Source organism: Phytobacter sp. (genome assembly GCF_059074235.1).
In genome coordinates, this window is the sequence record NZ_JCACPZ010000008.1 from 634,918 (window position 1) to 661,442 (window position 26,525).

General features: G+C 52.5%; 27 protein-coding genes. 20 read left to right on the plus strand and 7 right to left on the minus strand.

Annotation, left to right across the window (positions count from 1 at the left end):
• Positions 1–11 precede the first annotated feature (11 nt).
• Positions 12–770 (minus strand): PDDEXK-like family protein, encoded by a 759-nt coding sequence (locus AC5JPW_RS20835; protein WP_494242988.1) that lies wholly within the window; start codon positions 768–770, stop codon positions 12–14.
• Positions 771–900: 130 nt separating this feature from the next.
• On the opposite strand from AC5JPW_RS20835, the gene AC5JPW_RS20840 reads away from it, so the two are divergent.
• Positions 901–2,331 (plus strand): DNA cytosine methyltransferase, encoded by a 1,431-nt coding sequence (locus tag AC5JPW_RS20840; protein ID WP_494242989.1) that lies wholly within the window; start codon positions 901–903, stop codon positions 2,329–2,331.
• Between the two features lie 71 nt (positions 2,332–2,402).
• Here AC5JPW_RS20840 and AC5JPW_RS20845 read toward each other — a convergent pair whose 3' ends face one another.
• The gene (locus tag AC5JPW_RS20845; RefSeq protein ID WP_494242990.1) at positions 2,403–3,263 is read right to left on the minus strand and encodes a hypothetical protein; all 861 of its coding nucleotides are present in this window, start codon (positions 3,261–3,263) and stop codon (positions 2,403–2,405) included.
• A gap of 147 nt (positions 3,264–3,410) precedes the next feature.
• Positions 3,411–3,569, minus strand: a complete 159-nt coding sequence (locus AC5JPW_RS20850; RefSeq protein ID WP_494242991.1) for a YqaE/Pmp3 family membrane protein — start codon at positions 3,567–3,569, stop codon at positions 3,411–3,413.
• Positions 3,570–3,785: 216 nt separating this feature from the next.
• On the opposite strand from AC5JPW_RS20850, the gene AC5JPW_RS20855 reads away from it, so the two are divergent.
• Positions 3,786–3,965: a hypothetical protein gene (locus AC5JPW_RS20855; RefSeq protein WP_494243907.1), complete on the plus strand. Its 180-nt coding sequence runs from the start codon at positions 3,786–3,788 to the stop codon at positions 3,963–3,965.
• A gap of 449 nt (positions 3,966–4,414) precedes the next feature.
• Positions 4,415–4,861, plus strand: coding sequence for an L-alanine exporter AlaE (gene alaE / locus AC5JPW_RS20860; RefSeq protein ID WP_494242992.1), 447 nt, complete (start codon positions 4,415–4,417; stop codon positions 4,859–4,861).
• A 31-nt stretch (positions 4,862–4,892) separates the two neighbouring features.
• Here alaE and AC5JPW_RS20865 read toward each other — a convergent pair whose 3' ends face one another.
• Positions 4,893–5,237, minus strand: a complete 345-nt coding sequence (locus AC5JPW_RS20865) for a DUF2002 family protein (RefSeq protein WP_458046088.1) — start codon at positions 5,235–5,237, stop codon at positions 4,893–4,895.
• A gap of 163 nt (positions 5,238–5,400) precedes the next feature.
• Here AC5JPW_RS20865 and AC5JPW_RS20870 point away from each other — a divergent pair, with 163 nt between their 5' ends.
• The 17 genes from AC5JPW_RS20870 (at position 5,401) to leuA (ending at position 23,437) form a co-directional block, all read left to right on the plus strand.
• Positions 5,401–5,727 (plus strand): DUF883 family protein, encoded by a 327-nt coding sequence (locus tag AC5JPW_RS20870; protein WP_494242993.1) that lies wholly within the window; start codon positions 5,401–5,403, stop codon positions 5,725–5,727.
• A 250-nt stretch (positions 5,728–5,977) separates the two neighbouring features.
• Positions 5,978–6,223: a glutaredoxin-like protein NrdH gene (gene nrdH, locus AC5JPW_RS20875; protein ID WP_494242994.1), complete on the plus strand. Its 246-nt coding sequence runs from the start codon at positions 5,978–5,980 to the stop codon at positions 6,221–6,223.
• Entirely contained in the window at positions 6,220–6,630 is a 411-nt protein-coding gene (gene nrdI, locus AC5JPW_RS20880) for a class Ib ribonucleoside-diphosphate reductase assembly flavoprotein NrdI (RefSeq protein ID WP_494242995.1), read from the plus strand. Before nrdH ends, nrdI begins: the two co-directional genes overlap by 4 nt.
• Positions 6,603–8,747, plus strand: coding sequence for a class 1b ribonucleoside-diphosphate reductase subunit alpha (gene nrdE, locus AC5JPW_RS20885; protein ID WP_494242996.1), 2,145 nt, complete (start codon positions 6,603–6,605; stop codon positions 8,745–8,747). The genes nrdI and nrdE overlap by 28 nt, the downstream gene beginning before the upstream one ends.
• A gap of 10 nt (positions 8,748–8,757) precedes the next feature.
• On the plus strand, positions 8,758–9,720 hold the full coding sequence (gene nrdF / locus AC5JPW_RS20890) for a class 1b ribonucleoside-diphosphate reductase subunit beta (RefSeq protein WP_494242997.1): 963 nt from the start codon (positions 8,758–8,760) through the stop codon (positions 9,718–9,720).
• A gap of 379 nt (positions 9,721–10,099) precedes the next feature.
• A complete protein-coding gene (gene proV, locus AC5JPW_RS20895; RefSeq protein WP_494242998.1) occupies positions 10,100–11,302 on the plus strand; it encodes a glycine betaine/L-proline ABC transporter ATP-binding protein ProV in 1,203 nt (400 codons plus the stop codon).
• Positions 11,295–12,362 (plus strand): glycine betaine/L-proline ABC transporter permease ProW, encoded by a 1,068-nt coding sequence (proW, locus tag AC5JPW_RS20900; RefSeq protein WP_494242999.1) that lies wholly within the window; start codon positions 11,295–11,297, stop codon positions 12,360–12,362. Before proV ends, proW begins: the two co-directional genes overlap by 8 nt.
• A 71-nt stretch (positions 12,363–12,433) precedes the next feature.
• The gene (proX, locus tag AC5JPW_RS20905) at positions 12,434–13,429 is read left to right on the plus strand and encodes a glycine betaine/L-proline ABC transporter substrate-binding protein ProX (RefSeq protein WP_494243000.1); all 996 of its coding nucleotides are present in this window, start codon (positions 12,434–12,436) and stop codon (positions 13,427–13,429) included.
• A 199-nt stretch (positions 13,430–13,628) separates the two neighbouring features.
• On the plus strand, positions 13,629–14,813 hold the full coding sequence (locus AC5JPW_RS20910) for an MFS transporter (protein ID WP_494243001.1): 1,185 nt from the start codon (positions 13,629–13,631) through the stop codon (positions 14,811–14,813).
• A 122-nt stretch (positions 14,814–14,935) separates the two neighbouring features.
• The gene (locus AC5JPW_RS20915) at positions 14,936–15,679 is read left to right on the plus strand and encodes an AzlC family ABC transporter permease (protein WP_494243002.1); all 744 of its coding nucleotides are present in this window, start codon (positions 14,936–14,938) and stop codon (positions 15,677–15,679) included.
• Complete coding sequence (gene ygaH / locus AC5JPW_RS20920; RefSeq protein ID WP_494243003.1) at positions 15,672–16,007, plus strand: L-valine transporter subunit YgaH; 336 nt, start codon at positions 15,672–15,674, stop codon at positions 16,005–16,007. Before AC5JPW_RS20915 ends, ygaH begins: the two co-directional genes overlap by 8 nt.
• A 90-nt stretch (positions 16,008–16,097) precedes the next feature.
• Positions 16,098–16,628 (plus strand): transcriptional repressor MprA, encoded by a 531-nt coding sequence (mprA, locus tag AC5JPW_RS20925; protein ID WP_494243004.1) that lies wholly within the window; start codon positions 16,098–16,100, stop codon positions 16,626–16,628.
• Positions 16,629–16,757: 129 nt separating this feature from the next.
• The gene (gene emrA / locus AC5JPW_RS20930) at positions 16,758–17,930 is read left to right on the plus strand and encodes a multidrug efflux MFS transporter periplasmic adaptor subunit EmrA (protein WP_494243005.1); all 1,173 of its coding nucleotides are present in this window, start codon (positions 16,758–16,760) and stop codon (positions 17,928–17,930) included.
• A 12-nt stretch (positions 17,931–17,942) separates the two neighbouring features.
• On the plus strand, positions 17,943–19,481 hold the full coding sequence (emrB, locus tag AC5JPW_RS20935; RefSeq protein WP_494243006.1) for a multidrug efflux MFS transporter permease subunit EmrB: 1,539 nt from the start codon (positions 17,943–17,945) through the stop codon (positions 19,479–19,481).
• 298 nt (positions 19,482–19,779) lie between these two features.
• Complete coding sequence (locus AC5JPW_RS20940; protein ID WP_494243007.1) at positions 19,780–20,487, plus strand: RNA ligase family protein; 708 nt, start codon at positions 19,780–19,782, stop codon at positions 20,485–20,487.
• A complete protein-coding gene (locus AC5JPW_RS20945) occupies positions 20,484–21,599 on the plus strand; it encodes an AAA family ATPase (RefSeq protein WP_494243008.1) in 1,116 nt (371 codons plus the stop codon). The genes AC5JPW_RS20940 and AC5JPW_RS20945 overlap by 4 nt, the downstream gene beginning before the upstream one ends.
• Positions 21,600–21,778: 179 nt before the next feature.
• A complete protein-coding gene (gene leuA / locus AC5JPW_RS20950) occupies positions 21,779–23,437 on the plus strand; it encodes a 2-isopropylmalate synthase (protein ID WP_494243009.1) in 1,659 nt (552 codons plus the stop codon).
• Here leuA and AC5JPW_RS20955 read toward each other — a convergent pair.
• From AC5JPW_RS20955 to gshA, 3 genes are all read right to left on the minus strand, one after another.
• Positions 23,434–24,204, minus strand: a complete 771-nt coding sequence (locus AC5JPW_RS20955) for an AraC family transcriptional regulator (RefSeq protein ID WP_494243010.1) — start codon at positions 24,202–24,204, stop codon at positions 23,434–23,436. The genes leuA and AC5JPW_RS20955 overlap by 4 nt on opposite strands.
• A gap of 51 nt (positions 24,205–24,255) precedes the next feature.
• Positions 24,256–24,771 carry an S-ribosylhomocysteine lyase gene (luxS, locus tag AC5JPW_RS20960; RefSeq protein WP_494243011.1) on the minus strand — a complete coding sequence of 172 codons (516 nt, stop codon included), beginning with the start codon at positions 24,769–24,771 and terminating at the stop codon, positions 24,256–24,258.
• Positions 24,772–24,921: 150 nt separating this feature from the next.
• The gene (gshA, locus tag AC5JPW_RS20965) at positions 24,922–26,466 is read right to left on the minus strand and encodes a glutamate--cysteine ligase (RefSeq protein WP_494243012.1); all 1,545 of its coding nucleotides are present in this window, start codon (positions 26,464–26,466) and stop codon (positions 24,922–24,924) included.
• Between the last annotated feature and the right edge of the window lie 59 nt (positions 26,467–26,525).

Genomic DNA, 26,525 nt, shown 5'->3' on the forward strand with positions numbered 1-26,525 from the left:
ATTTCCCTTAATTAAAATTGGCGCATACGTTCAAGAAAACACAACACTGACCATGCCGCCATCTGTCGCGAGGGGGAGATATCGATTCCTGCCTGCAAGTTTCGCAAACTGTCATCCAGCGATGTGCCTATTACATTTGCCAACTTACGCCATGAAATACAGGGCACGTCATAAGGCGTAAATTCATCACCACGCGTTAACGGTTCTCGTCCCTGCGGAGTTAAAAACACTACCGCTTTATCACGCCCGGCAGCACGTATTTCCGCTTCCTGACAATAGCGCTGAATTTGTTTTTCCTGCTCAGCAGCATCAATTTTTACTTCGATTAATAAAAAGAAGTTTTGCGCATCAATTTCAATATCCACACGGTTGGTCTCATCCCCCGTTGGATTTGTTTCTACTTCCACCCGACAATATTGACCCGCAGACTTTGGAAAAAACGTCTTACGCCACTGGTGAACATAATGCAGTAATGCCACCAGAGGGCGGTCACCAAAGCCATGGCTTCCCTCCGGGTCCAGTAGCCAGGCCAGAATGGCAGAATTACGTACTTCATTACGCCGCAGACCCGCAATCTCCCAGGGATCAAAATAGTGTGATTGATGTGTAACCGCCGTTAGCGGTTGTGCAAGGTCATCAAAGAAAGCACGCAATGGCTCGATCTGCAGATGAGTGCACACCCCAGATTGCTTAACCTGCTTAATATCAAGTTGTGACCACTGGTGAAAAAAGGCTTCCAGTGCGGCGAGTGACACATCCTGTTGTTCCATAACGTATTCCGGCAAACTTCAGAGTGTCGGTCATTCTTGCGCGCCCGCTAATACTTTGCAAACCACAATTCCCTCCTCCTCTGGGTCAATTGAGTGATATATTTTCACACATAAACCCCAAGGAGACGTTATGTCTGAATTTGATTCAATCGCGCAAGAATTGCTGGTGCAGGCCGAAGCAGAGGACAAACGGCAACGGGAACAAGACAAGGAACTGCTGGACCGGGTTCTCGAAATTTACGGACAAAAATATGTCGCAGAGAAATTGCGCTTGCTGGGTCAGAATGACTGGAGCCGGGAAAGACTGAATCGCCGGGTTAATGGCAAGAGCGCGCCGACGCCACTGACAGTCGCCGAAGTCGCTTTGCTGCGCAAAATGCTCCCTTCCCCTCCGGCACATCACCCTCACTACCCCTTCCGCTTTATCGATCTGTTTGCGGGAATTGGGGGCATTCGCAATGGATTTGAAGCCATTGGCGGACAGTGCGTGTTCACCAGTGAGTGGAACAAAAACGCGGTACGAACCTACAAAGCCAACTGGTACAACGACGAAAACAGTCATCGTTTTAACCAGGATATCCGTGAAGTCACGCTCAGCGGTAAACCGCAGGTCAGCGATGCAGAAGCCTACGCTCACATTGATCAGCAGATCCCGGATCACGACGTGTTGCTGGCCGGTTTCCCCTGTCAACCATTCAGCCTTGCCGGTGTGAGTAAAAAGAATGCGTTGGGTCGTGCACACGGTTTTGAGTGTGAAGCACAGGGAACACTGTTCTTCGATGTCGCCCGCATTATCAAAGCCAAGCGTCCGGCTATTTTCGTGCTCGAAAACGTTAAAAACCTGAAGAGCCACGACCAGGGCAAAACCTTCACAGTGATTATGAATACCCTCGATGAACTGGGTTATGACATCGCCGATGCCGGGACCACCGGCAAAGACGATCCTAAAATCGTTGATGGTAAACACTTTCTTCCACAGCACCGCGAGCGTATTGTGCTGGTAGGTTTTCGCCGCGATCTCAATCTGCGTCAGAGCTTTTCCCTGCGCGATATTAGCCATCATTTTCCCCAGCAGCGCCCGGCATTGGGTGATTTGCTGGAGCCGAGTGTGGATGAAAAATACATCCTGTCGCCAAAACTCTGGGATTATCTCTACCACTACGCTAAGAAGCATGCCGCGAAAGGCAACGGCTTTGGCTTTGGTCTGGTCGATCCGACCCGTGCCGATAGCGTGGCACGCACCCTCTCCGCCCGCTATCACAAAGATGGCTCAGAAATTCTGGTTGACCGAGGCTGGGATAAAGCATTGGGTGAAGCCGATTTTGCCAACGCAGCGAATCAACTGCGTCGCCCACGCAGGCTGACGCCACGGGAGTGCGCACGTCTGATGGGCTTTGAGAAAGTGGGCGAGAAACCGTTCCGTATTCCGGTATCAGATACCCAGGCCTATCGCCAGTTTGGTAATTCCGTTGTCGTGCCGGTTTTTGCCGCTGTCGCGAAGTTACTGGAGCCCTACATTGCTCGTGCGGTGATCCTCACTCGGGCAAAACCCACTCGCTGAAATGCGCCAGCAAATGCATACGGTAGCGGGCAACTTTGGGCAGTGGTCTGGGATGGGTGCGCGAGAGTAAGTCAATGAGGGGTGGAGTCGCCCGTTTTTACACTCTCGACAAACGTCTGCCACTGCGCCTTTAACGCACCAATGTGGCTCTTTTCTATATCAATAATGTAGGGCAATGCGCGGTTTTCATTCACCCAATTGCTCATTGAGGAAAACCACTCCTCACTGTCACTGCTTGTGCCGGTGAGGTTGAGCATCTCATTGCGAACAACTTGTGAGGAATGGATTCCGTCCGCCAGTTGGGCGGCTGCGTCCTGATGATGTCGGGCCTGTTCACGGTCGCCCAGACTCTGTGCCAACTTGGTCGCCTGCGATAGCGCCACTTTGGTCATCTGATCGGCTTGAGTCGATTTTTCATTGATGAACTGCGAAACAAAAGCGCTGGCTTCTTCCTGATAATCCGCAGAAATATAGTGCTCCACGACTTTGTTCAGTTTCCCCTGGGTGAGTGCCAGATCCATAGCATTAGTGGTGTAATCACCATTATCGGAGGGAGAAGTGAGCGCTTTATGCAGAGCATCAGCCATATCGTCAGCCGCCACGGTGGAGTGCTGAAAAAAATCCACGAAACGAGCAGCATCAATCGCCGTTGCCGGATCGCTGTAAAAATCGCTGGTAAGGCCCGAGTCAGAGGAGATGCGCGGCATCGACTGATTGCGCAGTGCCAGCATCATTTTTTCGGTAGCGTCTTGCTCTTCTTTCGCTGGCGACGGCAGTTGCTCTTTAGCCTGCTCCATTGCCTCACGGGAGATGCTGACCTCAACGGAATCAGCAGCTTCGCTCCCTTTCTCGGTCAACGCACGCGCCGTATCCTGACGTGCGGCAGGTATAGCCCTGACGTTTGCCAGCGAACCGACATCCTTAATGCTCATTTCTTCTCCTTAGAATCGTTGCCAAACTTAGTTTTTATCGTCTTCCAGGCGAAGAACTTTAAGAGTGTGCACAAAAATGATGGAGAAAATTTGGGGTTTAACAATACGTTATAAAAAAATAAGGCGGCCAGGGCCGCCTAATGCAAATTAGTCGCGCGTTTGGACCCAGAAGGCGTGAATGAGACCCGGAACATAGCCGCACAACGTCAGAATGATATTCAGGATAAAGGCAAATCCAATGCCTTTGCCCAGCAGTACCCCAAGTGGAGGAAGTAAAATAGTGAAAACAATACGCCAGAAACCCATAATTTCTCCCATGCAAGCAACGTGCAGCTAATTGTTAAAAAAAGGAATTTAATGTTAAAGCGTAGTTATTCTACTGAAGGCCGCCAGGCCAGCCCCATTCTTTTACCCTCTTTTACTCAATACCCCTGTTTCGTCAATCACTGTCATCGTCCGAGGCAACTGTACCTTGTCATCACTCCAGGCTATGGTTTGTGAACAAATAACCAGGAGGTAATGATGTTTGCGATGGGTGATGTAGTACAGCCCCGTATTGGTGGGCCAAAACTGATTGTGCTTGAAGTCCATGAAGATCAGATTGTTGCCGTCCCGGCACACGACCAGGATGCAGAGAAAATCACATTGAAAGCTGCAGATGTTTCACTCTATAAAGAAGACGGCGATTTCGGCGTCTGCTAATCATTCGCGGTGGAGGCCCCTCCACCGCAAATCTTGTTTCTTATGCAAATATCACGCATAACTACTCAGTTAGTTTTTTAGAATTAAACACTGCAAAAAACCTTTTATCAGAACAATAAATCCTGTTAATCATTTTATGAGCAACGCCAAAGGATAGTTTGCTAAATCCCATTTCAGGCAAACAAAACAAGCAATGCATAGTGCCACCAAACAAACATAAGCTAATGATATTGAATAGATTTTACTTATACTCAAGCTAAAATAATGAAATAAGCAAAAAACGCACACTTACAGAGCAATTTATCCAGATAAATGAAATAAATAAAAATTATTAGCTACTTGTTAGTCTGTATTCAGGAGGATAATCTATCGCGAAAGAACGAAGCCCAGCAAACTGCTGACAATCGTTCCTTATCCGACGATTTCTTGCTTTTTCAAGGAGCAGTACCATGTTCTCTTCGCAGTCCCGCCTGCGCCATGCCGTGGCAGACACCTTTGCTATGGTTGTCTATTGTTCGGTAGTGAACATGCTGATTGAAATTTTCCTCTCCGGAATGACCTTCGAGCAGTCACTTTCCTCTCGTCTGGTCGCCATCCCGGTTAACATCATTATTGCCTGGCCTTATGGCTTCTATCGCGATGTGTTTATCCGCCAGGCACGCCGTATCACACCAGCAAGCTGGATGCGCAATCTGGCTGACGTCCTGGCCTACGTGACATTCCAGTCTCCGGTATACGTTGCAATCTTGTTAACAGTTGGGGCTGACTGGCAGCAGATTATTGCCGCGGTGAGTTCGAACATTGTCTTGTCGATGATGATGGGCGCGGTGTACGGCTATTTCCTGGATTACTGCCGGCGCCTGTTCAAGGTCAGTTATCAGCAGGCAAAAGCCTGAGTGAAGATGACAGGCCTCGGCCTGTCTTCGTTTATTGAATTTCGCCGAACAATCCCGACAAAAAGCGCTCCAGCGCCATGCGTGAACTAAAGCCGTGTGGAATACCGTAATGCTCCTGCGCGTCACCGCCTAAGTAGAGCGGGAAATTCTGATAGTGATCGCAGGTTTTGATGTCCGTGGCTGGCTCCGCCAGTGACAAACTTCGTTCTTTAAGGGTGGGATGAATGACCAGCGCAGTGCGGCCCATCCGCGCCTCGCGATTCACATACACATAGTTGTCACCACGGCGGTAACCATAAGTTTTCGTCGTCGCCACATCCATTCTAAAGCCCACTTTTTCCAGAACGCGCGCCACCTCATCGGGTCGTAAATACATATTTTTTCCTCGTCATCTTTTTACTGCACCGCAACCTTACATTACTCAGCATTAGCGCTGCTTTCAGAAAAGTCCATAAACGAGGTTAAATGGCCGATAGCACCCTGACGGCACAAAAATATGGTCTAAACTGAAATTCTCTTCGAAAACAAAGGAGGTTCCGATGTTTAACAGACCAAGCCGCAGTGAAGTAGACGAAGGTGTTCAGGATATCCAGAATGATGTTCATCAACTGGCGGACAGCCTGGAAGACGTACTGAAATCCTTGGGCAGTGATGCAAAAGATGAAGCGGATGCCGCGCGTCGTAAGGCACAGGCACTGTTAAGAGAGACACGGGCACGGCTGAATGGCCGCACGCCAGCTTACCAGGCAGCACGTGATGCCGTTGGCTGTGCAAGCACATTTGTGAAAGATAAACCGCTGTATGCCCTGGGGGCAGTTGCCGCGGTAGGTATCTTCCTTGGCGCGCTGATCAGCACCCGTCGATAACCCCTTTCGTCTGACCTTTAAACCCCGTTCACTTCCGGTGTGCGGGGTTTTTCTTTGCCTTCTGGCACGATTTAAGCATACAAGAAGACCTTCCCGTCACGCTCATCGTCCAGAATAAATTAATCTCAATTTCCTATATCTTGTGTGGTTGAAACTTCTATCAACTACATCTAGTATTCCTGTTAGCAACAAAGACACAACTGACGCGAACCTTCGCGCCGTTCCTTCATTTTAAATGGAAATACGAATCATGCGCATTACTATTTACACTAAAAACGATTGTGTGCAGTGCCACGCGACTAAACGAGCAATGGAAAGTCGTGGATTTGAATTTGAAATGGTGAACGTTGACCTGGTTCCGGATGCAGCTGATGAGCTGCGTGCGATGGGTTTTCGTCAGCTTCCGGTCGTCGTTGCAGGTGAAACCCAATGGTCAGGTTTCCGTCCGGATATGATTAATCGCCTGCAATCTGCGCCTCACGTCGTTAGCGCATGAGCCAACTCGTCTACTTCTCCAGTAGCTCGGAGAATACGCAACGTTTTATTGAACGCCTGGGGTTGCCCGCAACGCGCATCCCCCTCAATGAACGCGAGCGAATTCAGGTAGACGAACCCTACATCCTGATTGTGCCCAGTTATGGCGGTGGAGGAACGGCAGGCGCTGTCCCCCGCCAGGTCATCCGTTTTTTAAACGATCCGCAAAACCGCGCCCTGATTCGCGGGGTGATTGCGTCCGGCAACCGTAACTTCGGTGAAGCCTATGGACGCGCGGGGGACGTGGTCTCGCAGAAGTGCAGCGTGCCATATCTCTACCGTTTTGAGCTGATGGGTACCCAACAGGATATTGAAAACGTGCGTAAAGGAGTGAGCGAATTTTGGCAACGACAACCGCAGAGCGTGTGACGCAAACCACGCCCGACTACCATGCATTGAACGCGATGCTGAACCTGTACGACAAAGCAGGTCATATCCAGTTCGATAAAGACCTTCAGGCAGTCGATGCGTTCTACAAAAATCATGTGCTGCCCAATACCGTGACGTTCGCCAGTCAGGATGAACGCCTTAATTATCTGGTGCAGGAAGAGTATTACGACGAAAGCGTGCTGGCGCGTTATGACCGCGCTTTCGTGGTCGACCTGTTTGCCCGTGCGCATGCCAGCGGTTTCCGCTTCCAGACTTTCCTTGGCGCATGGAAGTACTACACCAGTTACACCCTGAAAACCTTCGACGGCAAACGCTATCTCGAACATTTCGAAGACCGCGTGTGCATGGTCGCGCTCACGCTCGCTCAGGGCGATGAAACGCTGGCGCGGCAGTTGACTGACGAGATCCTGGCCGGTCGCTTCCAGCCCGCTACGCCAACCTTCCTCAACTGCGGCAAGAAGCAGCGCGGTGAACTGGTCTCCTGCTTCCTGTTGCGTATTGAAGACAACATGGAATCCATTGGTCGCTCGGTGAACTCTGCCCTGCAACTGTCCAAACGCGGTGGTGGCGTGGCATTCCTGCTCTCCAATCTGCGCGAGTCAGGCGCACCGATTAAGCGTATTGAGAACCAGTCTTCGGGAGTGATCCCAGTGATGAAGATGCTGGAAGATGCCTTCTCTTATGCTAACCAGTTGGGTGCACGTCAGGGGGCGGGGGCCGTCTATCTCAACGCCCACCACCCGGATATTTTGCGTTTCCTCGATACCAAACGTGAAAACGCCGATGAAAAAATACGTATCAAAACGCTCTCTTTGGGCGTAGTTATCCCGGACATTACCTTCCGTCTGGCGAAAGAGAATGCCGAGATGGCGCTGTTCTCCCCTTATGACGTGGAGCGCCTGTACGGAAAGCCGTTTGGCGATATCGCCGTGAGCGAGATGTATGAACATCTGGTTGCCGACGATCGGGTGCGCAAAAAATACATTAATGCCCGTGATTTCTTCCAGACGCTGGCCGAGATCCAGTTTGAATCGGGTTACCCGTACATCATGTTTGAGGATACGGTGAACCGCGCAAATCCGATTGCCGGACGCATTAATATGAGCAACCTGTGCTCCGAAATTTTACAGGTGAACAGTCCGTCCACGCTGGATGAAAACCTGGATTACGTGGATATCGGCCATGATATCTCCTGTAATCTCGGGTCGCTGAATATTGCTCATACCATGGATTCACCGAACTTTGGCCAGACAGTGGAAACCGCTGTGCGTGGCCTGAGCGCCGTTTCCAACATGAGCCATATCCGCTCGGTCCCGTCGGTAGAAGCAGGCAACGCCGCCTCACATGCCATTGGCCTTGGGCAGATGAACCTGCACGGCTATCTGGCACGTGAAGGGATTGCTTACGGCAGCGAAGAGGGGCTGGATTTCACCAACTTCTATTTCTACACCATCACCTGGCATGCGCTGAACACCTCAATGATGATGGCTCGTGAACGCAGTCAGCGTTTTGCCGGCTTCGAACAGTCGCGCTATGCCAGCGGTGAATACTTCAACCAGTACCTGGAAGGTCACTGGCAGCCGAAAACAGAGAAAGTCCGTGCGCTCTTTGCCCGAAGCGGCATCACAATCCCTGACCGCAATATGTGGGAGCAGTTGCGCGAGAATGTGATGCGCCACGGCATCTATAACCAGAACCTGCAGGCGGTTCCGCCGACAGGGTCTATTTCTTACATCAATCACGCGACGTCGAGTATTCACCCGATCGTGTCGAAAATTGAAATTCGCAAGGAAGGTAAAACCGGACGCGTTTACTACCCTGCCCCATTTATGACCAACGAAAACCTGGCGTTTTATCAGGATGCTTATGAAATCGGACCGGAGAAGATCATCGACACCTACGCTGAGGCCACGCGTCATGTGGATCAGGGGCTGTCGCTGACGCTGTTCTTCCCGGATACCGCCACCACGCGCGACATTAATAAAGCGCAGATTTATGCGTGGAAGAAGGGCATCAAAACGCTGTACTACATTCGCCTGCGCCAACTCGCGCTGGAAGGTACTGAAATTGAGGGCTGCGTGTCCTGCGCGCTGTAAGGAGAAAAGGATGAAACCACTGTCACGCGTTAGCGCAGTCAACTGGAACAAGATTCAGGATGATAAAGATCTTGAGGTCTGGAACCGCCTGACCAGTAACTTCTGGCTGCCAGAAAAGGTGCCATTGTCGAACGATATTCCTGCCTGGCAGACACTGAGCCATGCAGAGCAGCAGCTGACTATCCGTGTGTTCACTGGGCTGACGCTGCTGGACACCATCCAGAACACCGTAGGTGCGCCAACATTAATGGCTGATGCGCTCACGCCACATGAAGAAGCGGTGCTGTCGAACGTCAGCTTTATGGAAGCGGTACATGCGCGTTCTTACAGTTCGATTTTCTCCACGCTCTGCCAGACTAAAGATGTGGATGCTGCCTATGCCTGGAGCGAAGAGAACAGCGCGTTACAGCGCAAAGCTCAACTGATTCTGGAGTATTACCGTGCCGATGACCCGCTGAAAAAGAAAATTGCCAGCGTGTTCCTGGAGTCATTTTTGTTCTATTCCGGCTTCTGGCTGCCAATGTACTGGTCCAGCCGTGGCAAGCTGACGAACACCGCAGATCTGATTCGTCTGATCATTCGCGACGAAGCGGTGCACGGTTATTACATTGGTTATAAATATCAGAAAGGGCTGGAAAAAGTCAGCAATGAGAAGCGTGAAGAGCTGAAGAATTTCGCGCTGGAACTGATACTGGACCTGTACGATAACGAAGTCACTTATACCGAGGATTTGTACGCCGGTTCAGGCTGGGCGGAAGATGTGAAGGCCTTCCTGTGCTACAACGCCAACAAGGCATTGATGAACCTTGGCTACGAGCCGTTATTCCCGGCCGAAATGGCGGAGGTGAACCCGGCCATTCTCTCAGCACTCTCACCGGGTGCAGACGAAAACCACGACTTCTTCTCCGGTTCCGGCTCGTCATATGTGATGGGCAAGGCGGTAGAAACCGAAGACGAAGACTGGGATTTCTGAGTCGTCTTTATCCCCTCACTCTGGTGCTGTAAACTGGCGCCGGAATGAGGGGAAATATCCGCACATTCTCCAATATAATTCTCGCTCGCAAAATACAAATATTCTGTAATATGCCCACCGTCATTCCCACGTCATATTCCCCTGAATCATCACCATCACAGCTTAAATTCCACCGCCGAACACGAAAAATCTCATAAAAATTCAACCGCCGCTCAGCCCTTATCTCACGGGAAATTCTCGCCATTTCCGCTTTGTCAAATTCCGTCAATATGGGAATCGAGGGTTGTCACAGAATCTCAGTATGTTAGGGTATACGCGGTCAATTATTTGCATCAGGTAACATATCGACATAAATAAATAACAGGAAACGTTTTATTGCATGGCAATTAAATTAGAAGTTAAAAATCTCTATAAGGTATTTGGTGAGCATCCGCAGCGAGCTTTCAAATATATCGAAAAAGGACTTTCGAAAGAACAAATTCTGGAAAAAACAGGGCTATCGCTTGGCGTTAAAGACGCCAGTCTGGCCATTGAAGAAGGCGAGATATTTGTCATCATGGGATTATCCGGTTCGGGTAAGTCCACAATGGTACGCCTTCTCAATCGCCTGATTGAACCCACCCGCGGACAGGTACTGATTGATGGCGTGGATATCGCCAAAATATCGGATGCTGAGCTCCGCGAGGTGCGCAGGAAAAAGATTGCCATGGTGTTCCAGTCATTCGCGCTAATGCCACATATGACAGTGTTAAATAACACTGCATTCGGCATGGAATTAGCCGGAGCAAACGCCAGTGAACGTCAGGAAAAAGCATTAGACGCATTGCGTCAGGTAGGACTTGAGAATTATGCCCATGCTTACCCGGATGAACTCTCTGGCGGTATGCGCCAGCGCGTCGGTCTGGCCCGTGCATTAGCCATCAATCCGGATATCTTATTAATGGATGAAGCCTTCTCGGCACTCGACCCATTAATTCGTACTGAGATGCAGGATGAACTGGTGAAATTACAATCGCGACATCAACGTACCGTGGTCTTTATTTCCCACGATCTGGATGAAGCGATGCGTATTGGCGACAGGATTGCCATTATGCAAAACGGGGAAGTGGTTCAGGTCGGCACACCGGATGAAATTCTGAATAATCCGGCGAATGATTATGTGCGCACCTTCTTCCGTGGTGTGGATATTAGCCAGGTATTTAGCGCGAAAGATATTGCCCGCCGTACGCCGGTTGGCCTGATCCGCAAAACACCCGGTTTCGGTCCACGCTCTGCACTGAAGATGTTGCAGGACGAAGACCGTGAATACGGTTATGTGATTGAACGCGGTAATAAATTTGTCGGCATTGTCTCCATCGACTCCCTTAAAACGGCGCTAAGCCAAAACCAGGGTATCGATGCGGCGTTAATTGACTCTCCGCTTGCGGTAGAGGCAGAAACGCCACTCAGCGAGTTGCTCTCTCATGTGGGCCAGGCACCCTGTGCGGTACCGGTCGTGGGCGAGGAACAACAATACGTGGGCATCATCTCCAAACGGATGCTGCTACAGGCTTTAGATCGCGAGGGGGCAAACAATGGCTGATCAAAACAACCCGTGGGAGAGCGCACCCGCAACAGATAGCGCGGCACAATCGGCTGATGCATGGGGCTCATCCGCAGCACCTGCGCCGACAGACGGTGGCGGTGCGGACTGGCTGACCAGCGCGCCTGCACCTGCGCCCGAACATTTTAACATCATGGACCCGTTCCATAAGACGCTGATCCCACTCGACAATTGGGTGACCGAAGGAATCGACTGGGTGGTGACGCACTTCCGTCCGGTATTCCAGGGCATTCGTGTGCCGGTGGATTACATTCTCAGCGCCTTCCAGCAGTTGCTGCTGGGTATGCCTTCGCCGGTGGCGATTATTCTTTTCTCGCTGATTGCCTGGCAAATCAGCAGCGCCGGGATGGGTATTGCCACTCTGGTGTCGTTGATTTTGATTGGTGCCATTGGGGCCTGGTCACAGGCGATGGTCACACTGGCGCTGGTGCTAACCGCCCTGCTGTTCTGCATCATCATCGGCTTGCCGCTCGGCATCTGGCTGGCGCGCAGTGAGCGGGCAGCGAAAATTATCCGCCCGCTGCTGGATGCCATGCAGACGACACCTGCGTTTGTTTACCTGGTGCCGATCGTCATGCTGTTCGGTATCGGCAACGTACCGGGGGTAGTGGTGACCATTATCTTCGCCCTGCCGCCGGTGGTTCGTCTGACCATTCTGGGTATTAACCAGGTGCCGGCAGATTTGATTGAAGCTTCACGTTCATTTGGTGCCAGCCCGCGCCAGATGTTGTTCAAAGTACAGTTACCACTGGCCATGCCCACCATTATGGCGGGGATCAACCAGACGCTTATGCTTGCCCTCTCCATGGTAGTGATCGCATCGATGATCGCCGTCGGCGGGCTTGGCCAGATGGTACTTCGCGGTATTGGCCGTCTCGATATGGGACTGGCAACCGTCGGTGGCGTAGGGATCGTTATCCTCGCCATCATCCTCGACCGCCTGACACAGGCGATGGGTCGCGATGCCCGCAGCAGGGGTAATCGCCGCTGGTACAGCACCGGCCCACTCGGGTTGATCACTCGCCCATTCACTAAGTAACGATGTAGCCCGCCCGGAGACACGCGCTCCGGGCCTACTGAGTCCCACCTAAAATTGAAGGAATAACAACGATGCGACAGAACATCATTCTCGCCACAGCGTTTGCCACCCTTGTCTCCACCAGCACATTTGCTGCCGACCTGCCCGGCAAAGGCATTACCGTTCAACCGTTCCAGAGCACCATCTCTGAAGAAGCGTTCCAGACGCTGCTGGTCAGCCGTGGGCTGGAAAAGCTCGGCTACACCGTTAACAAACCCAGCGAAGTGGACTACAACGTTGGCTACACCTCGATGGCCGCAGGCGACGTGACCTTTACCGCCGTCAACTGGCAACCGCTGCATGACGATATGTACGCTGCCGCAGGTGGTGACAAGAAATTCTATCGTGAAGGCACCTATGTGACCGGCGCAGCACAGGGTTATCTGATCGACAAGAAAACCGCTGACCAGTACCACATCACCAATATTGAACAGCTGAAAGATCCGAAGATTGCCAAAATCTTTGATACCAACGGTGACGGCAAAGCCGACATGATGGGTTGTTCGCCAGGCTGGGGCTGTGAAGCGGTCATCAACCACCAGAATGAAGCCTTTGACCTGGCGAAGACGGTGACCGTCAGCCACGGTAACTATTCCGCGATGATGGCCGACACCATCACCCGCTTTAAAGAAGGCAAACCGATTCTTTATTACACCTGGACTCCTTACTGGGTGAGCGATGTGATGAAACCGGGTAAAGATGTGGTGTGGTTGCAGGTGCCGTTCTCCTCCCTGCCGGGCAAGCAGAAAGACATCGACACCAAACTGCCAAACGGCATGAACTATGGTTTCCCGGTAAACACCATGCACATCGTGGCGAACAAAGCCTGGGCAGAGAAAAACCCGGCAGCGGCGAAACTGTTCTCCCTGATGAAACTGCCACTGGCTGACATCAATGCACAGAACGCCATGATGCACGCGGGTAAATCTTCTGAAGCCGATGTCCAGGGCCACGTCGATGGCTGGATCAAAGCCCACCAGCAGCAGTTTGATGGCTGGGTGAAAGAAGCGCTGGCAGCACAGAAGTAAGAGTGCGGGTTTAGCTTTTTAGCCGCATTTCCCCCTCGGTTCTCTCCCTCTCCCCGTGGGTGAGGGCCGGGTTGGGGGCAACAAACCGCACAAATTCTTAACCGCACGTTCCGACACGCGATCGCGCTCACATTTTTCTTCTCATTCGTTATTATTGGTTTCTGTAAAAATAATCAGCCAATGAATCATTCAAAGAAAAATGACAAAAACACATCAAGGGCTTAGCCCCGCGTTGATAGCACTTATGTCCGTTGCGACTGGCCTCTCGGTCGCCAGTAACTATTACGCCCAGCCATTGCTCGACGCAATCGCCCGGGCCTTCTCACTCTCCCCTAATCAGGCCGGCTTTATTGTGACCGCCGCTCAGCTTGGCTACGCCGCCGGATTGCTGTTTTTAGTACCTCTCGGCGACATGTTTGAGCGTAGACGGCTCATCGTCTCCATGACCCTGCTGGCCGCCTGCGGCATGCTCATCACCGCCAGCAGTTCAACACTTGCGATGATGATTCTGGGGACTGCATTGACTGGCCTCTTCTCTGTCGTGGCACAGATACTGGTGCCACTGGCGGCTACCCTTGCCGCACCGGAAAAACGCGGCAAAGTCATCGGTACCATTATGAGCGGCTTGTTGCTGGGCATTTTGCTGGCGCGAACCGTTGCCGGGCTGCTGGCAAGCCTCGGCGGCTGGCGCACGGTTTACTGGGTCGCCAGTGTGCTGATGGTCATAATGGCTATCGCCTTGTGGCGCGGACTGCCTAAGGTCAAACAGGACAATCACCTGAACTACCCGCAACTGTTAGGGTCGATTTTCAGCCTGTTTGCAAAAGAGAAGCTGCTGCGTACCCGCGCACTGTTAGGCTGCCTCTCTTTTGCCAACTTCAGCATTCTCTGGACCTCAATGGCCTTCCTCCTCGCCTCTCCACCGTTTAACTACTCTGAGGGCGTGATTGGCCTGTTCGGGCTGGTGGGAGCAGCCGGTGCGCTGGGGGCACGTCCTTTTGGCGGCCTCGCGGACAAAGGCAAAGCCCACCTGACCACCACCGTCTCACTGGGATTGCTGTTCCTCTCCTGGCTGGCTATCGCTTACGGGCAAAGCTCGATACTGGCGCTTATTGTCGGCATTCTGGTGCTGGATTTAACCGTCCAGGGTGTGCACATCACCAACCAGACCGTGATTTACCGTCTTAAGCCCGATGCCCGTAACCGTCTGACCGCTGGCTATATGACCAGCTACTTTATTGGTGGTGCGGCTGGATCGTTAATTTCTGCTTCGGCATGGCAGCACGCAGGCTGGACCGGGGTGAGTATCGCAGGGGGGACTTTCGCTGCGCTTAACCTGCTGGTCTGGTGGCGAGGCTACCATCGTCAGACAAACGCAGACTAAAACTGCGCGCGCGTTAACGGCGATCACCAAAAAACCGGGGTGTTAAGGCGCCCCGTAGTCTGTTAAGGTTAAGACACTATTTATCCCGGTGATTTTAACGTGGGTGATATTTAACACAGACTATGGATAGTTCAGCTACAAGCACGGAGTCCGCTCCCGTCTCTCCCGCAACCTTTTTTGAAGGGTTCAAAGACAGTCTTCCCATCGTACTCAGTTACGTACCCGTCGCTTTTGCTTTCGGTCTGAACGCCACCAAGCTCGGTTTTACTCCGCTTGAGAGCCTTTTTTTCTCCTGCATCATCTACGCCGGGGCCAGTCAGTTTGTCATCACCGCCATGCTCGCTGCAGGCAGTTCATTATGGATTGCAGCACTTACCGTCATGGCAATGGACGTGCGCCACGTGCTGTACGGCCCGTCGCTGCGCAGCCGTATTCTTCAGCCGCTCAAAAAATCCAAAACCGCACTCTGGGCCTTCGGTCTGACCGATGAAGTCTTTGCCGCCGCGACCGCCAAGTTGGTACGCGACAGCCGCCGCTGGAGTGAAAACTGGATGGCAGGCATTGCGCTCTGCTCCTGGCTGTCGTGGGTTGCCGGAACCGTCCTTGGCGCTTACTCCGGCTCTGGACTGCTTGAGGACTACCCGGCGGTCGAGTCCGCATTAGGTTTTATGCTGCCTGCCCTGTTTATGAGTTTTTTGCTGGCGTCATTTCAGCGCAATCAAAGCCTGTGTGTGACCGCTTCGCTACTCGGTGCACTGGCAGGCGTCACCCTGTTCTCTATTCCAGCCGCGATTATGGCCGGGATTGTTTGCGGCTGCCTGACTGCGCTGGTACAGGCGTTTTATCAAGGGACGCCCGATGCGTGACGATATCCTGCTGTTGGGACTGGTAGTGGGCTGCGTCAACTATCTGTTTCGCTACCTGCCCTTACGGCTTCGTGCCGGGAAGCATAGCCCGGGTAAGCGTGGTGTCACGGGCGTGCTGCTTAACACCATTGGCATCGCGTCAATTTGCGCCCTGCTGGTGGTCTCAACCGCCCCGGAAGTGATGCATGACAGCCGCAGGCTGCTCCCGACAATCATTGGCTTCGCCGTTCTGGGACTGAGTTTCTGGAAAACACGCAGCATCATCATTCCGACTTTACTCAGTGCCCTCGCTTACGGAATCGCCTGGAAACTGCTGACAGTTCCATAACTAAAGCAAATGTATTCCACCAAATAATACATTTACTTTATTTGTCACTGTCGTTACTATATCGACTGCAATTAATGAGGTTATGCCCAAATGGATAGTTCGTTTACACCCATTGAACAAATGCTAAAATTCCGCGCCAGCCGTTATGAGGATTTCCCATTCCAGGAAATTCTGCTGACTCGCCTGTGTATGCACATGCAGGGCAAACTGCTGGAAAACCGTAATAAGATGCTGAAAGCTCAAGGGATTAACGAAACACTGTTTATGGCGTTAATCACCTTAGAGTCTCAGGAAAATCACAGCATTCAGCCTTCTGAGCTGAGCAGTGCGCTGGGTTCTTCTCGTACCAATGCCACCCGCATTGCCGATGAGCTGGAAAAACGCGGCTGGATTGAGCGCCGTGAAAGCAATAACGACCGCCGCTGTCTGCATCTGCAACTGACCGACAAAGGTCATGAATTTCTGCGTCAGGTATTGCCACCACAGCATCACTGCCTGCACCAACTCTGGTCTTCTCTGAATACAGAAGAGAAAGGCCAGCTCGAGAACATCACCCGTAAGCTCCTTACACGCCTTGATCAAATGGACGAAGACGGCGCCATTCTTGAGGCGTTGCGCTAACGCTGAAACAGTTCGACCATCCAGATTGATAAAAGAATGCTGACAGGCCAGCACGTCATACTGCTGGCCTTTCTGACAAAACAGGTCGGCCCAAGCCGATAAGAAAAAAATAAGATCGTGGAGAAAAACATGAGCGCAAATGCGGAGAGTCAAACCCCGCAGCAACCGGTCAAAAAGAAAGGCAAACGCAAAGGCGCCCTTCTTCTGCTGACCTTGCTCTTTATTGTTATTGCCGTGGCATATGGGATTTATTGGTTTTTAGTGGTGCGTCATTTTGAAGAGACGGATGATGCCTACGTGGCAGGGAACCAGGTTCAAATCATGGCGCAGGTATCCGGCAGCGTGACGAAAGTCTGGGCTGACAATACCGACTATGTGAAACAGGGCGATGTACTGGTGACACTGGATGCCACCGATGCACAACAGGCGTTTGAAAAAGCGCAGACTGCACTGGCCTCCAGCGTGCGTCAAACCCGCCAGCTAATGATTAACAGCAAGCAGTTGCAGGCCAGCATTGAGCTGCAAAAAACCGCACTTGCTCAGGCACAAACTGACTTTAACCGCCGTGTTCCTCTTGGTAGCGCCAATTTGATTGGTCGCGAAGAGCTGCAACATGCGCGTGATGCCGTCACCAGCGCCCAGGCGCAACTGGACGTTGCTATCCAGCAATACAATGCCAACCAGGCAATGATTATGGATACTCGCCTGGAAGATCAGCCAAGCGTGAAACAGGCCGCCGCCGAAGTGCGCAACGCCTGGCTTGCACTGCAACGTACGAAAATCGTCAGCCCGATTACCGGCTATGTTTCCCGTCGCGCCGTTCAGCCCGGTGCGCAAATCAGCTCAACGACTGCCCTGATGGCCGTCGTACCGGCAACCGGTTTGTGGGTGGATGCTAACTTCAAAGAAACCCAGCTGGCACATATGCGTATTGGCCAGACGGCAACCGTCATCAGCGATATTTACGGTGATGACGTGAAGTACACCGGCAAAGTGGTCGGTCTGGATATGGGTACCGGTAGCGCCTTCTCACTGCTGCCCGCCCAGAATGCCACCGGTAACTGGATCAAAGTGGTTCAGCGCCTGCCTGTACGTATTGAGCTGGACGAAAAACAGCTGAGTGAGCACCCGCTACGTATCGGTCTCTCCTCACTGGTCACTGTGGATACCACCAACCGTGACGGCCAGGTACTGGCCAGTCAGGTTCGCACCAGCCCGGCTTACGAAAGTAATGCGCGTGAGCTTAACCTTGAACCGGTTAACACGCTGATCGAAGAGATCGTCAAAGCCAACGCGGGTTAATCTGAGGTGCAAATGCAACAGAGAAAACCGCTAGAAGGCGCACAACTGGTCATTATGACCATCGCGCTTTCACTCGCGACCTTCATGCAGGTGCTGGATTCCACGATCGCTAACGTGGCGATCCCGACCATTGCCGGAAACCTTGGTTCGTCCTTGAGCCAGGGTACCTGGGTGATCACCTCTTTCGGGGTGGCAAACGCCATCTCGATTCCGATCACCGGCTGGCTGGCGAAACGGGTCGGTGAAGTCAAACTGTTCCTCTGGTCTACCGTCGCTTTTGCCATTGCCTCCTGGGCGTGCGGCATGTCGAACAGCCTGAGTATGCTGATCTTCTTCCGCGTGATTCAGGGGATTGTTGCCGGACCGCTGATTCCCCTGTCGCAAAGCCTGTTGCTGAGTAACTACCCTCCCGCTAAGCGCTCTATTGCCCTGGCACTCTGGTCAATGACCGTTATCGTGGCACCGATTTGCGGCCCGATTCTGGGCGGGTACATCAGTGATAACTACCACTGGGGCTGGATCTTTTTCATCAACGTGCCTATTGGCATCCTGGTGGTGGCACTGACCCTGCAATCTCTGCGCGGTCGTGAAACCCGAACCGAGCAACGCCGCATTGACGGTATAGGCCTGGCGCTGCTGGTGCTCGGGATTGGTAGTCTGCAGGTGATGCTCGACCAGGGTAAAGAACTCGACTGGTTTAACTCGAAAGAGATAATCATCCTCACCATTGTGGCGGTGGTATCGATCAGCTTCCTGATCGTTTGGGAGCTGACCGACGATAACCCGATAGTGGATTTGTCACTCTTTAAGTCGCGAAACTTTACCATCGGATGTCTGTGTATCAGTCTTGCCTACATGCTCTACTTCGGCGCGATTGTGCTGTTGCCGCAGCTTTTGCAGGAGGTATACGGCTACACCGCGACCTGGGCGGGGCTGGCGTCAGCACCCGTCGGGGTGATCCCGGTTCTGTTGTCGCCGATTATTGGCCGTTTTGCCCATAAGCTGGATATGCGCCGTCTGGTCACCTTCAGCTTCATCATGTATGCCGTCTGCTTCTACTGGCGTGCGTACACGTTCGAGCCGGGGATGGATTTTGGTGCATCGGCCTGGCCACAGTTTATCCAGGGCTTCGCGGTGGCCTGCTTCTTTATGCCGCTCACCACCATTACGCTTTCTGGTCTGCCACCGGAGCGCCTGGCGGCGGCATCAAGTCTGTCGAACTTTGCCCGAACGCTGGCAGGCTCAATTGGCACCTCGATCACCACCACGCTCTGGACTAACCGTGAGTCATTGCACCATGCGCAGTTGACGGAATCGGTAAACCCCTACAACCCCAATTCGCAGGAGATCTATAACCAACTGCAGGGTATGGGGATGTCACAGCAGCAGGCATCAGGCTGGATTGCCCAACAGATTACCAATCAGGGGCTGATTATTTCAGCAAATGAGATTTTCTGGGTGTCGGCCGGCGTGTTCCTGCTACTGCTGGGGCTGGTGTGGTTTGCCCGCCCTCCGTTTGGTACGGGCGGCGGCGGCGGCGGTGCACACTAAGCAGCGTTCTATCTGACCGCAAAATGGCCTTCATGATAAGGGATCTTCGGATCCCTTTCTTATGTTCGTACTTGTAGATGGTTGTTTTATCATCACAACGCGTGTATCTTTACGCCCGCCCCGAAATCTTCCATTCACCCTAACCGGTTCTGAGCAACACGCTCAGGTTGTTTATCCCTCTTGCGTCGTCCACCCCTTTTCCGGGTGAATTTTATCCTCACACTTTTTAACCCACTCAACCTGGCATTCGCACGCCGCGCGGGCGAACACTAATTACACAAAAAAATAATGGATTATCATGAATTCGCAACGAAAATACGGGAGAACCTGGCACTATCCTTTCTCCCTAGGCACCACCAGCGATGACCGCATCAATGCCGATTACTGGCGTGATATGCAGTCAATCTCCTCGCTGGTACATACGGAAAAGCTGGACGGTGAGAATAACTGTCTTAACCGCTACGGCGTTTTCGCACGTTCTCACGCCGCACCAACCCAGTCCGCGTGGACACATAAGATTCGCCAGCGCTGGCAATTACTGAAAAACGATCTCGGCGATCTCGAACTCTTTGGTGAGAATCTTTATGCCGTCCACTCCATCGAGTATCACGCGCTGGAACAGGATTTCTTCCTCTTCGCCGTCCGCTGTCAGGACGTCTGGCTCAGCTGGGAAGAGGTCAAATTCTATGCCGCACTCTTTGATTTCCACTGCGTACCGGAGATAAAAGGCCCGCAGCCCGCGAATGATGAGAAAGCATGGCAGCGTGAGTTTCTGGCACTAACAACGGGCAAGGGCGCATTTGATCCCTGGGATACGCAGACCGGCATGCCTTGTACGCTGGAAGGGATTGTCAGTCGTAACAATGAAGAATTTGCTGTTGATAATTTTTCCCATAACGTCTTTAAGTTTGTGCGCAAAAATCATGTGAAAACCACTGAGCACTGGAAACGGAACTGGCAGCGCGCCCGTATGGCGCATGAGTTTGCAACAAGAGGCACACGATGATCTGGCAGCTAAGCGAAGACAAGAACTGGGCCACATTACGCCAGCGTTTTAGCTGGGTGGAAGAGATGCATCAGGTTCCGCAGGATCTTTATCATCACGCGGAAGGCAACGTGGGCATTCATACCGGGATGGTACTCAATGCGCTAACGGGTATGGAGGCGTACCAGCAACTGCCCCTCCAGCAACAGGAAATCATGTGGGCTGCGGCGTTACTGCACGATGTCGAAAAGCGCAGTACCACCTATCAGGATGAGGATGGGCGTATTCACTCTCCCGGTCATGCACGCAAAGGTGAGCTCACCGCACGGCACATTTTGTGGCGTGACATCCCCACCCCCTTTGCCCTTCGCGAGCAAGTTGCGGCGCTGGTGCGGTTGCACGGTTTACCTTTGTGGCTACTGGAACGCCCTGCCCCGGAGCGCTTGCTGCTCAGTGCAGCCATGCGCATTGATACCCGCCTGCTGGCATTACTCGCACGCGCCGACATGCAGGGTCGGCATTGTGCAGATAAACAGGAGATGCTCGACCGCATCGCGTTGTTCGAACTCTTTTGCCAGGAGCAGCAGTGCTGGGGCCTGCCGCGTCCTTTCGCGTCCGATACAGCACGCTGGCACTACCTGACGCATGAGAATAGTCCTGCAGATTTCGTTCCCTGGGAAAGTGAGCAATTTGAAGTGACACTGCTCAGTGCGTTACCAGGCATGGGGAAAGATCGCTACATCAGCGAACACTGTCAGGGTATGGCGGTCGTCAGTCTGGATGATATTCGCAGGCGACTGGGCGTCAGCCCTGGCGATCGCACGGCAACCGGGCAAGTCGTCCAGTTGGCGAAAGAGGATGCCCGTGTGCTACTCCGGCAAAAAATGCCCTTCGTGTGGAATGCGACTAACATCAGCCGACAACTGCGAACACAGCTCATCAGTCTGTTTACGGCTTATGGAGCAAGGGTAAAAATTGTCTATCTGGAAGTGCCCTGGCCGCAATGGAAGGCGCAGAATGCCAATCGCCAGCACGCGGTTCCTGAAGAGGTCATACTGCGCATGGCGGGGAAACTTGAAGTCCCACAACCCGACGAAGCACATTGCGTGGAGTATCGGGTAACGGATGTATAGCCTTTAAGCGCCTCTTATCTGGAGGCGCTTATTCACATCGTGCTGATTATTCCTGTCATTCCTAATGTCAGCGTCAAAACCGCTCCACGTTGTCCATTTCTCTACAGCTTCTGTCAGTTTTGCGAAAGCAACATGCGCAAATTCTCTTCAGGATGAAAGAAAGACAACAGGAGCCCATCATGCTGCAAAATCCCGCACAAAAATATCAACCGTATCAGCCTATTAGCTTACCCGACCGCTGCTGGCCGGAAAAACAACTGACCCAGGCACCCCGCTGGCTCTCCACCGATCTTCGCGATGGCAACCAGGCACTGGCCGAACCGATGGACAGTGAACGGAAATTGCAGTTCTGGGATCTGCTGCTGAGCTGCGGATTTAAAGAGATTGAAGTGGCGTTTCCGTCTGCCTCGCAAACGGATTTCAACTTCGTTCGTCAGCTAATTGAAGAGAAACGGATCCCTGAGGATGTGACAATTCAGGTGCTTACCCAGGCCAGGGAAGATTTGATCCGCAGAACCTTTGAATCACTGAAAGGGGCGCACAGCGCTACCGTCCATCTTTATAATGCGACGGCCCCGCTATTCCGTAAGCTGGTGTTCAGTATGGAAAAGGCCGACGTAATAGCGCTTGCCGTACGCTCAACGCAGCTTATCCGTCAGCTCTGCGAAGCCAACCCGGAGACCCAGTGGCAATACGAATACTCACCGGAAACCTTCTGCTTTACTGAGCCCGAGTTCGCGCTGGAGATTTGCGAGGCGGTAGCCGATGTCTGGCAACCGGGTATCTCACGACCGATGATCATTAACCTTCCGGCCACAGTTGAAGTGAATACGCCGAATGTTTATGCCGATCAGATTGAATTCTTTTGCCGTCACTTCAGCCGACGCAAAGCGGTGAGCATCAGTGTGCATCCGCACAACGATCGCGGCACGGGCGTCGCCAGCGCTGAACTCGCGCTGCTGGCGGGCGCGGATCGCGTTGAAGGTTGCTTGTTCGGCAACGGGGAACGCACCGGGAACGTCTGTCTGGTCACGCTGGCCATGAATCTCTACAGCCAGGGCGTCTCACCAGAGCTGGACTTCAGTAACATGCAACAAGTGGTGGAGGTGGTGGAAACCTGCAACCAGTTGCCTGTTCACCCACGCCACCCCTGGGCGGGACGTTTAGCCTATACCGCTTTTTCTGGTTCGCATCAGGATGCTATCAAAAAAGGATTCGATGCCCGTAAAGCAGACGATCCCTGGGAGATGCCTTATTTACCCGTCGATCCGCAGGATATCGGTTGTAGCTATGAGGCGGTGATCCGCGTGAACAGCCAGTCTGGAAAAAGCGGTAGCGCCTGGCTGATTGAACAAAATCACGGGCTGAAATTGCCACGTGCTTTGCAGCAGGACTTCAGTCAGCACGTGCAGCGAGAAACCGATACACACGGTAAGGAGATGACGCAAAATGCCCTGTGGCAACTCTTCCGCGAACGCTACGGGCTGACAGCGAATCCACCGATAGCGCTGGTGAATTATAAAAGCGAAAGCCGCAAAGACGGGCAGTTACTGTTACAGGCAACGCTCACCCATGAAGGTGCGGATCGTAAGCTGGAAGGCCAGGGAAATGGATTGCTCTCGGCAGCAGCCAGTGCGTTGAGTCAGTTACTGAAACAGCCGTTCAGCATTAAGGATTATCACGAACACACACTGGGTGAACGCAGTGACAGCCGATCAGTGGCTTACATTCACTGTCTGTTCCCGGATGGCTCTGGGCGCTGGGGTGTAGGAATTGATAACGATGTTGCCCGCGCATCGTTGCAGGCGCTACTGAATGCGCTGAGCACCACACGTTAATTCTCGGTATCGCGATAATATTCGCTGGGTGATATGCCCATCGCCCGGCGAAACATGGCGGTAAACGCACTATGACTTCCATAGCCAAGATCCAGCGCCACGCGTAGTACCGAATGCCCCTGCGCCAGCCGTACCAACGCTTCCATTAGCTTTGCCCGACGGACCCACTCACTGAACGTTAACGCCGTCTGCTGTTGAAAATGGCGATTCAACGTCTTTTCGCTCGTTCCAATTAAACCTGCCGCCTGCGCGCTGCTCCAGGGCTGCAAGATAGCCTCACGAATCTGCTGGCAGAGTTTTTTCAGGGCTTCACTTTCCGGCTCGGGCAGGTAAAACGGTAATACCTGCATACCGCGAATCTCATCCAGCACCAGCTCATAAACCCGCTCATCGCGGCTGCCAGGCCGGTACGCTTCCGCCAGGGAAAAGGAGGCGATGATAAGCTCACGTAACAGGGGGGTGATTTGCACAATCTGGCAGGAAGCCGGCAGGTCTGCCCGTGCCAGAGGATCAATAAAGAGCGTGCGTGCTGCCACTTTACCGGTAATACGAATAGCGTGTTGTGTGCCAGCCGGTAACCAGACGCCGCGCCCTGGGGGAACGACCCAACAACCTGACCGGGTCTCTACACGCACGACGCCACTAAGAATGTGCAGCAACTGCGCGCAATCGTGCTGATGCCACGGCTCGCTTTCACCGTGCTCATAATCGTGGGCGTAAGGAACGAAAGGACGATGCTGAAAAGAGAAGGAAACGGTCGTTGTCATCGGTTAAACAAGCCAGACCTACCCTCTCCCGAAGGAGAGGGAATCGGTGCACTAGATGTGCAGTTCCTGAAGTTTTTCTTTCGGCAGTGCCAGCTCATCGTTGCTGTTTACGCGAACATCGCGGTCAAGAATATGACGTGCAATGTCTTGCGCTTCTGCCAGAGAGTGCATGTGGTATGTGCCACACTGGTAGACGTTCAGTTCTGGAATCTGGTTCTGTTCCTTCACTTTCAGCACGTCGGCCATTGCCGCTTTCCACGCATCTGCGACACGCACTTCGTCAGGCGTACCAATCAGGCTCATGTAGAAGCCTGTACGGCAGCCCATCGGCGAAATATCGATGATCTCGACACCGTTACCGTTGAGATGATCGCGCATAAAGCCAGCAAACAGATGCTCAAGCGTGTGGATACCTTTTTCAGGCATCACTTCTTTGTTGGGCACACAAAAACGCAGATCAAATACGGTAATGGCGTCGCCATGCGGCGTGTTCATGGTCTTAGCAACACGGACTGCAGGCGCTTCCATACGGGTATGATCGACAGTGAAGCTATCCAACAATGGCATTTAGTCACCTCCACAGTGATTTTTTTAAAATAAAATGAACTCTTCGAACGCATGCGAGTCTGAATATATGAAAGACGCGCATTTGTTATCATCATCCCTGATTTAGAGATGAATATTTTGGCCACACTAGTGTGGCCTTTTTCTTTTCTGTCAGACGTGTCTTGCTAATAACGCCTCGAATGTTTCCGTATCCGACGCTTCAACGTCTTTCTGGCGAGCCAGGGATGCATCACACTCTTTTCTGAAATCATCTTCGCGCAAAATTTCCAGCGGCTCTTCACGCAGCATCGTACGATATTTGTCTGCCAGCGATTTGCCTGTACCACCGATACCTTGATCAATCATAGAACGCAAAATGCGCGCCGAGAATGTCAGTTCCGGATCGTCAAAACTTGCCACCAGTTCATCACATACGTTTTCGTATTCATTACCACCGTAAAGGCTGTCCAGCGTCTGCGCAACACGCTTCAGATCGTTAAACAGATCTTTGCCTACCTGCTGAAGCGGGAACTGATCGGCTTCACAACCCATGCCTAACGTCAGGCCCGGCTTGCGGCCTTCCAGAATGACACGATTCCAGTTTTTACGCGTGCACAGCAGCTCATCACTGCTCATTTCCGGCGCATCCGCCAGCACACACCAGACCATGAACAGATCCAGGAAGCGAATTTGCTGCTCATCCACACCAATCGGCGTGAAGGGATTAATGTCCAGCGAGCGCACTTCGATATACTCAATCCCGCCACGTTGCAGCGCTTCCGACGGTGATTCACCGCTGCGGGTCACGCGTTTCGGGCGAATCGGCGCGTACAGCTCGTTTTCAATCTGCAGGATGTTAGTGTTGATCTGCAGATATTTGCCGTCTTTCTTCAGGCCAACCTTCGCATACTCCTCAGAAGGTGTCTTGATCGCACGCTTAAGCGCAGTCACGTAATCTTCCAGGTTATTAAAGGTGATGCCCAGATTGCTCTGAGACTTGTTGGTGTAGCCTAAATCGCTCAGACGCAGCGAGGTAGCATACGGCAGGTAATACATGCCGTTTGGTGTCTTCTCGAAAGGCAGCGTAGTCGGCTTACCCTGCAGGAACGACGGGCAGATAGCTGGGGATGCACCAAACAGGTACGGGATCACCCAACCAAAACGGTAATAGTTACGGATCAGACGGAAATAACCTGCCGAGACGGACTCTTTATCTGTATCACCACATTTCGCCTGCCAGAACGTCATAGGCAGGGAGAAGTTGTAATGCACGCCAGAAATGGTCTGCATCAACGCGCCGTAACGGTTTTTCAACCCTTCGCGGTACAGCGTTTTCAGTCGACCAATGTTCGAGCTGCCATATTGCGCCAGCTCAATATCCTGACCATTTTCGATGTAGCACGGCATGCTCAATGGCCACATACGCTCATCGCCAATTTCACGTGCAGCGTAACGATGAACATCACGCATGATGGTCAGCATATGCTGGATGTCACCATCAACAGGCGTAATAAACTCCAACAGTGCTTCTGCAAAGTCGGTTGTGATCCATTTGTGGGTCAACGCTGAGCCCAGCGCTTGTGGGTGGCCCGTTGTTGCCAGGGTGCCATCCGCATTGACGCGCAGCGTCTCACGCTCAAGACCACGTTGAATCCCCTTAAGAGCTTGAGGATTTTTTTCCAGCCAGGACAATGCCTGCGATACGTCCGGGATCAAATTGACCTCCCGCCTGTAATAATCATTTTATTAAGCATAATTGTAATGGTTGACGATTA

Coding starts and splice junctions, on each gene's coding strand:
- AC5JPW_RS20835 (WP_494242988.1), bottom strand. CDS start 770: ATGGAACAACAGGATGTGTCACTCGCCGCACTGGAAGCCTTTTTTCAC.
- AC5JPW_RS20840 (WP_494242989.1), top strand. CDS start 901: ATGTCTGAATTTGATTCAATCGCGCAAGAATTGCTGGTGCAGGCCGAA.
- AC5JPW_RS20845 (WP_494242990.1), bottom strand. CDS start 3,263: ATGAGCATTAAGGATGTCGGTTCGCTGGCAAACGTCAGGGCTATACCT.
- AC5JPW_RS20850 (WP_494242991.1), bottom strand. CDS start 3,569: ATGGGTTTCTGGCGTATTGTTTTCACTATTTTACTTCCTCCACTTGGG.
- AC5JPW_RS20855 (WP_494243907.1), top strand. CDS start 3,786: ATGTTTGCGATGGGTGATGTAGTACAGCCCCGTATTGGTGGGCCAAAA.
- alaE (WP_494242992.1), top strand. CDS start 4,415: ATGTTCTCTTCGCAGTCCCGCCTGCGCCATGCCGTGGCAGACACCTTT.
- AC5JPW_RS20865 (WP_458046088.1), bottom strand. CDS start 5,237: ATGTATTTACGACCCGATGAGGTGGCGCGCGTTCTGGAAAAAGTGGGC.
- AC5JPW_RS20870 (WP_494242993.1), top strand. CDS start 5,401: ATGTTTAACAGACCAAGCCGCAGTGAAGTAGACGAAGGTGTTCAGGAT.
- nrdH (WP_494242994.1), top strand. CDS start 5,978: ATGCGCATTACTATTTACACTAAAAACGATTGTGTGCAGTGCCACGCG.
- nrdI (WP_494242995.1), top strand. CDS start 6,220: ATGAGCCAACTCGTCTACTTCTCCAGTAGCTCGGAGAATACGCAACGT.
- nrdF (WP_494242997.1), top strand. CDS start 8,758: ATGAAACCACTGTCACGCGTTAGCGCAGTCAACTGGAACAAGATTCAG.
- proV (WP_494242998.1), top strand. CDS start 10,100: ATGGCAATTAAATTAGAAGTTAAAAATCTCTATAAGGTATTTGGTGAG.
- proW (WP_494242999.1), top strand. CDS start 11,295: ATGGCTGATCAAAACAACCCGTGGGAGAGCGCACCCGCAACAGATAGC.
- proX (WP_494243000.1), top strand. CDS start 12,434: ATGCGACAGAACATCATTCTCGCCACAGCGTTTGCCACCCTTGTCTCC.
- AC5JPW_RS20910 (WP_494243001.1), top strand. CDS start 13,629: ATGACAAAAACACATCAAGGGCTTAGCCCCGCGTTGATAGCACTTATG.
- AC5JPW_RS20915 (WP_494243002.1), top strand. CDS start 14,936: ATGGATAGTTCAGCTACAAGCACGGAGTCCGCTCCCGTCTCTCCCGCA.
- ygaH (WP_494243003.1), top strand. CDS start 15,672: ATGCGTGACGATATCCTGCTGTTGGGACTGGTAGTGGGCTGCGTCAAC.
- mprA (WP_494243004.1), top strand. CDS start 16,098: ATGGATAGTTCGTTTACACCCATTGAACAAATGCTAAAATTCCGCGCC.
- emrA (WP_494243005.1), top strand. CDS start 16,758: ATGAGCGCAAATGCGGAGAGTCAAACCCCGCAGCAACCGGTCAAAAAG.
- emrB (WP_494243006.1), top strand. CDS start 17,943: ATGCAACAGAGAAAACCGCTAGAAGGCGCACAACTGGTCATTATGACC.
- AC5JPW_RS20940 (WP_494243007.1), top strand. CDS start 19,780: ATGAATTCGCAACGAAAATACGGGAGAACCTGGCACTATCCTTTCTCC.
- AC5JPW_RS20945 (WP_494243008.1), top strand. CDS start 20,484: ATGATCTGGCAGCTAAGCGAAGACAAGAACTGGGCCACATTACGCCAG.
- leuA (WP_494243009.1), top strand. CDS start 21,779: ATGCTGCAAAATCCCGCACAAAAATATCAACCGTATCAGCCTATTAGC.
- AC5JPW_RS20955 (WP_494243010.1), bottom strand. CDS start 24,204: ATGACAACGACCGTTTCCTTCTCTTTTCAGCATCGTCCTTTCGTTCCT.
- luxS (WP_494243011.1), bottom strand. CDS start 24,771: ATGCCATTGTTGGATAGCTTCACTGTCGATCATACCCGTATGGAAGCG.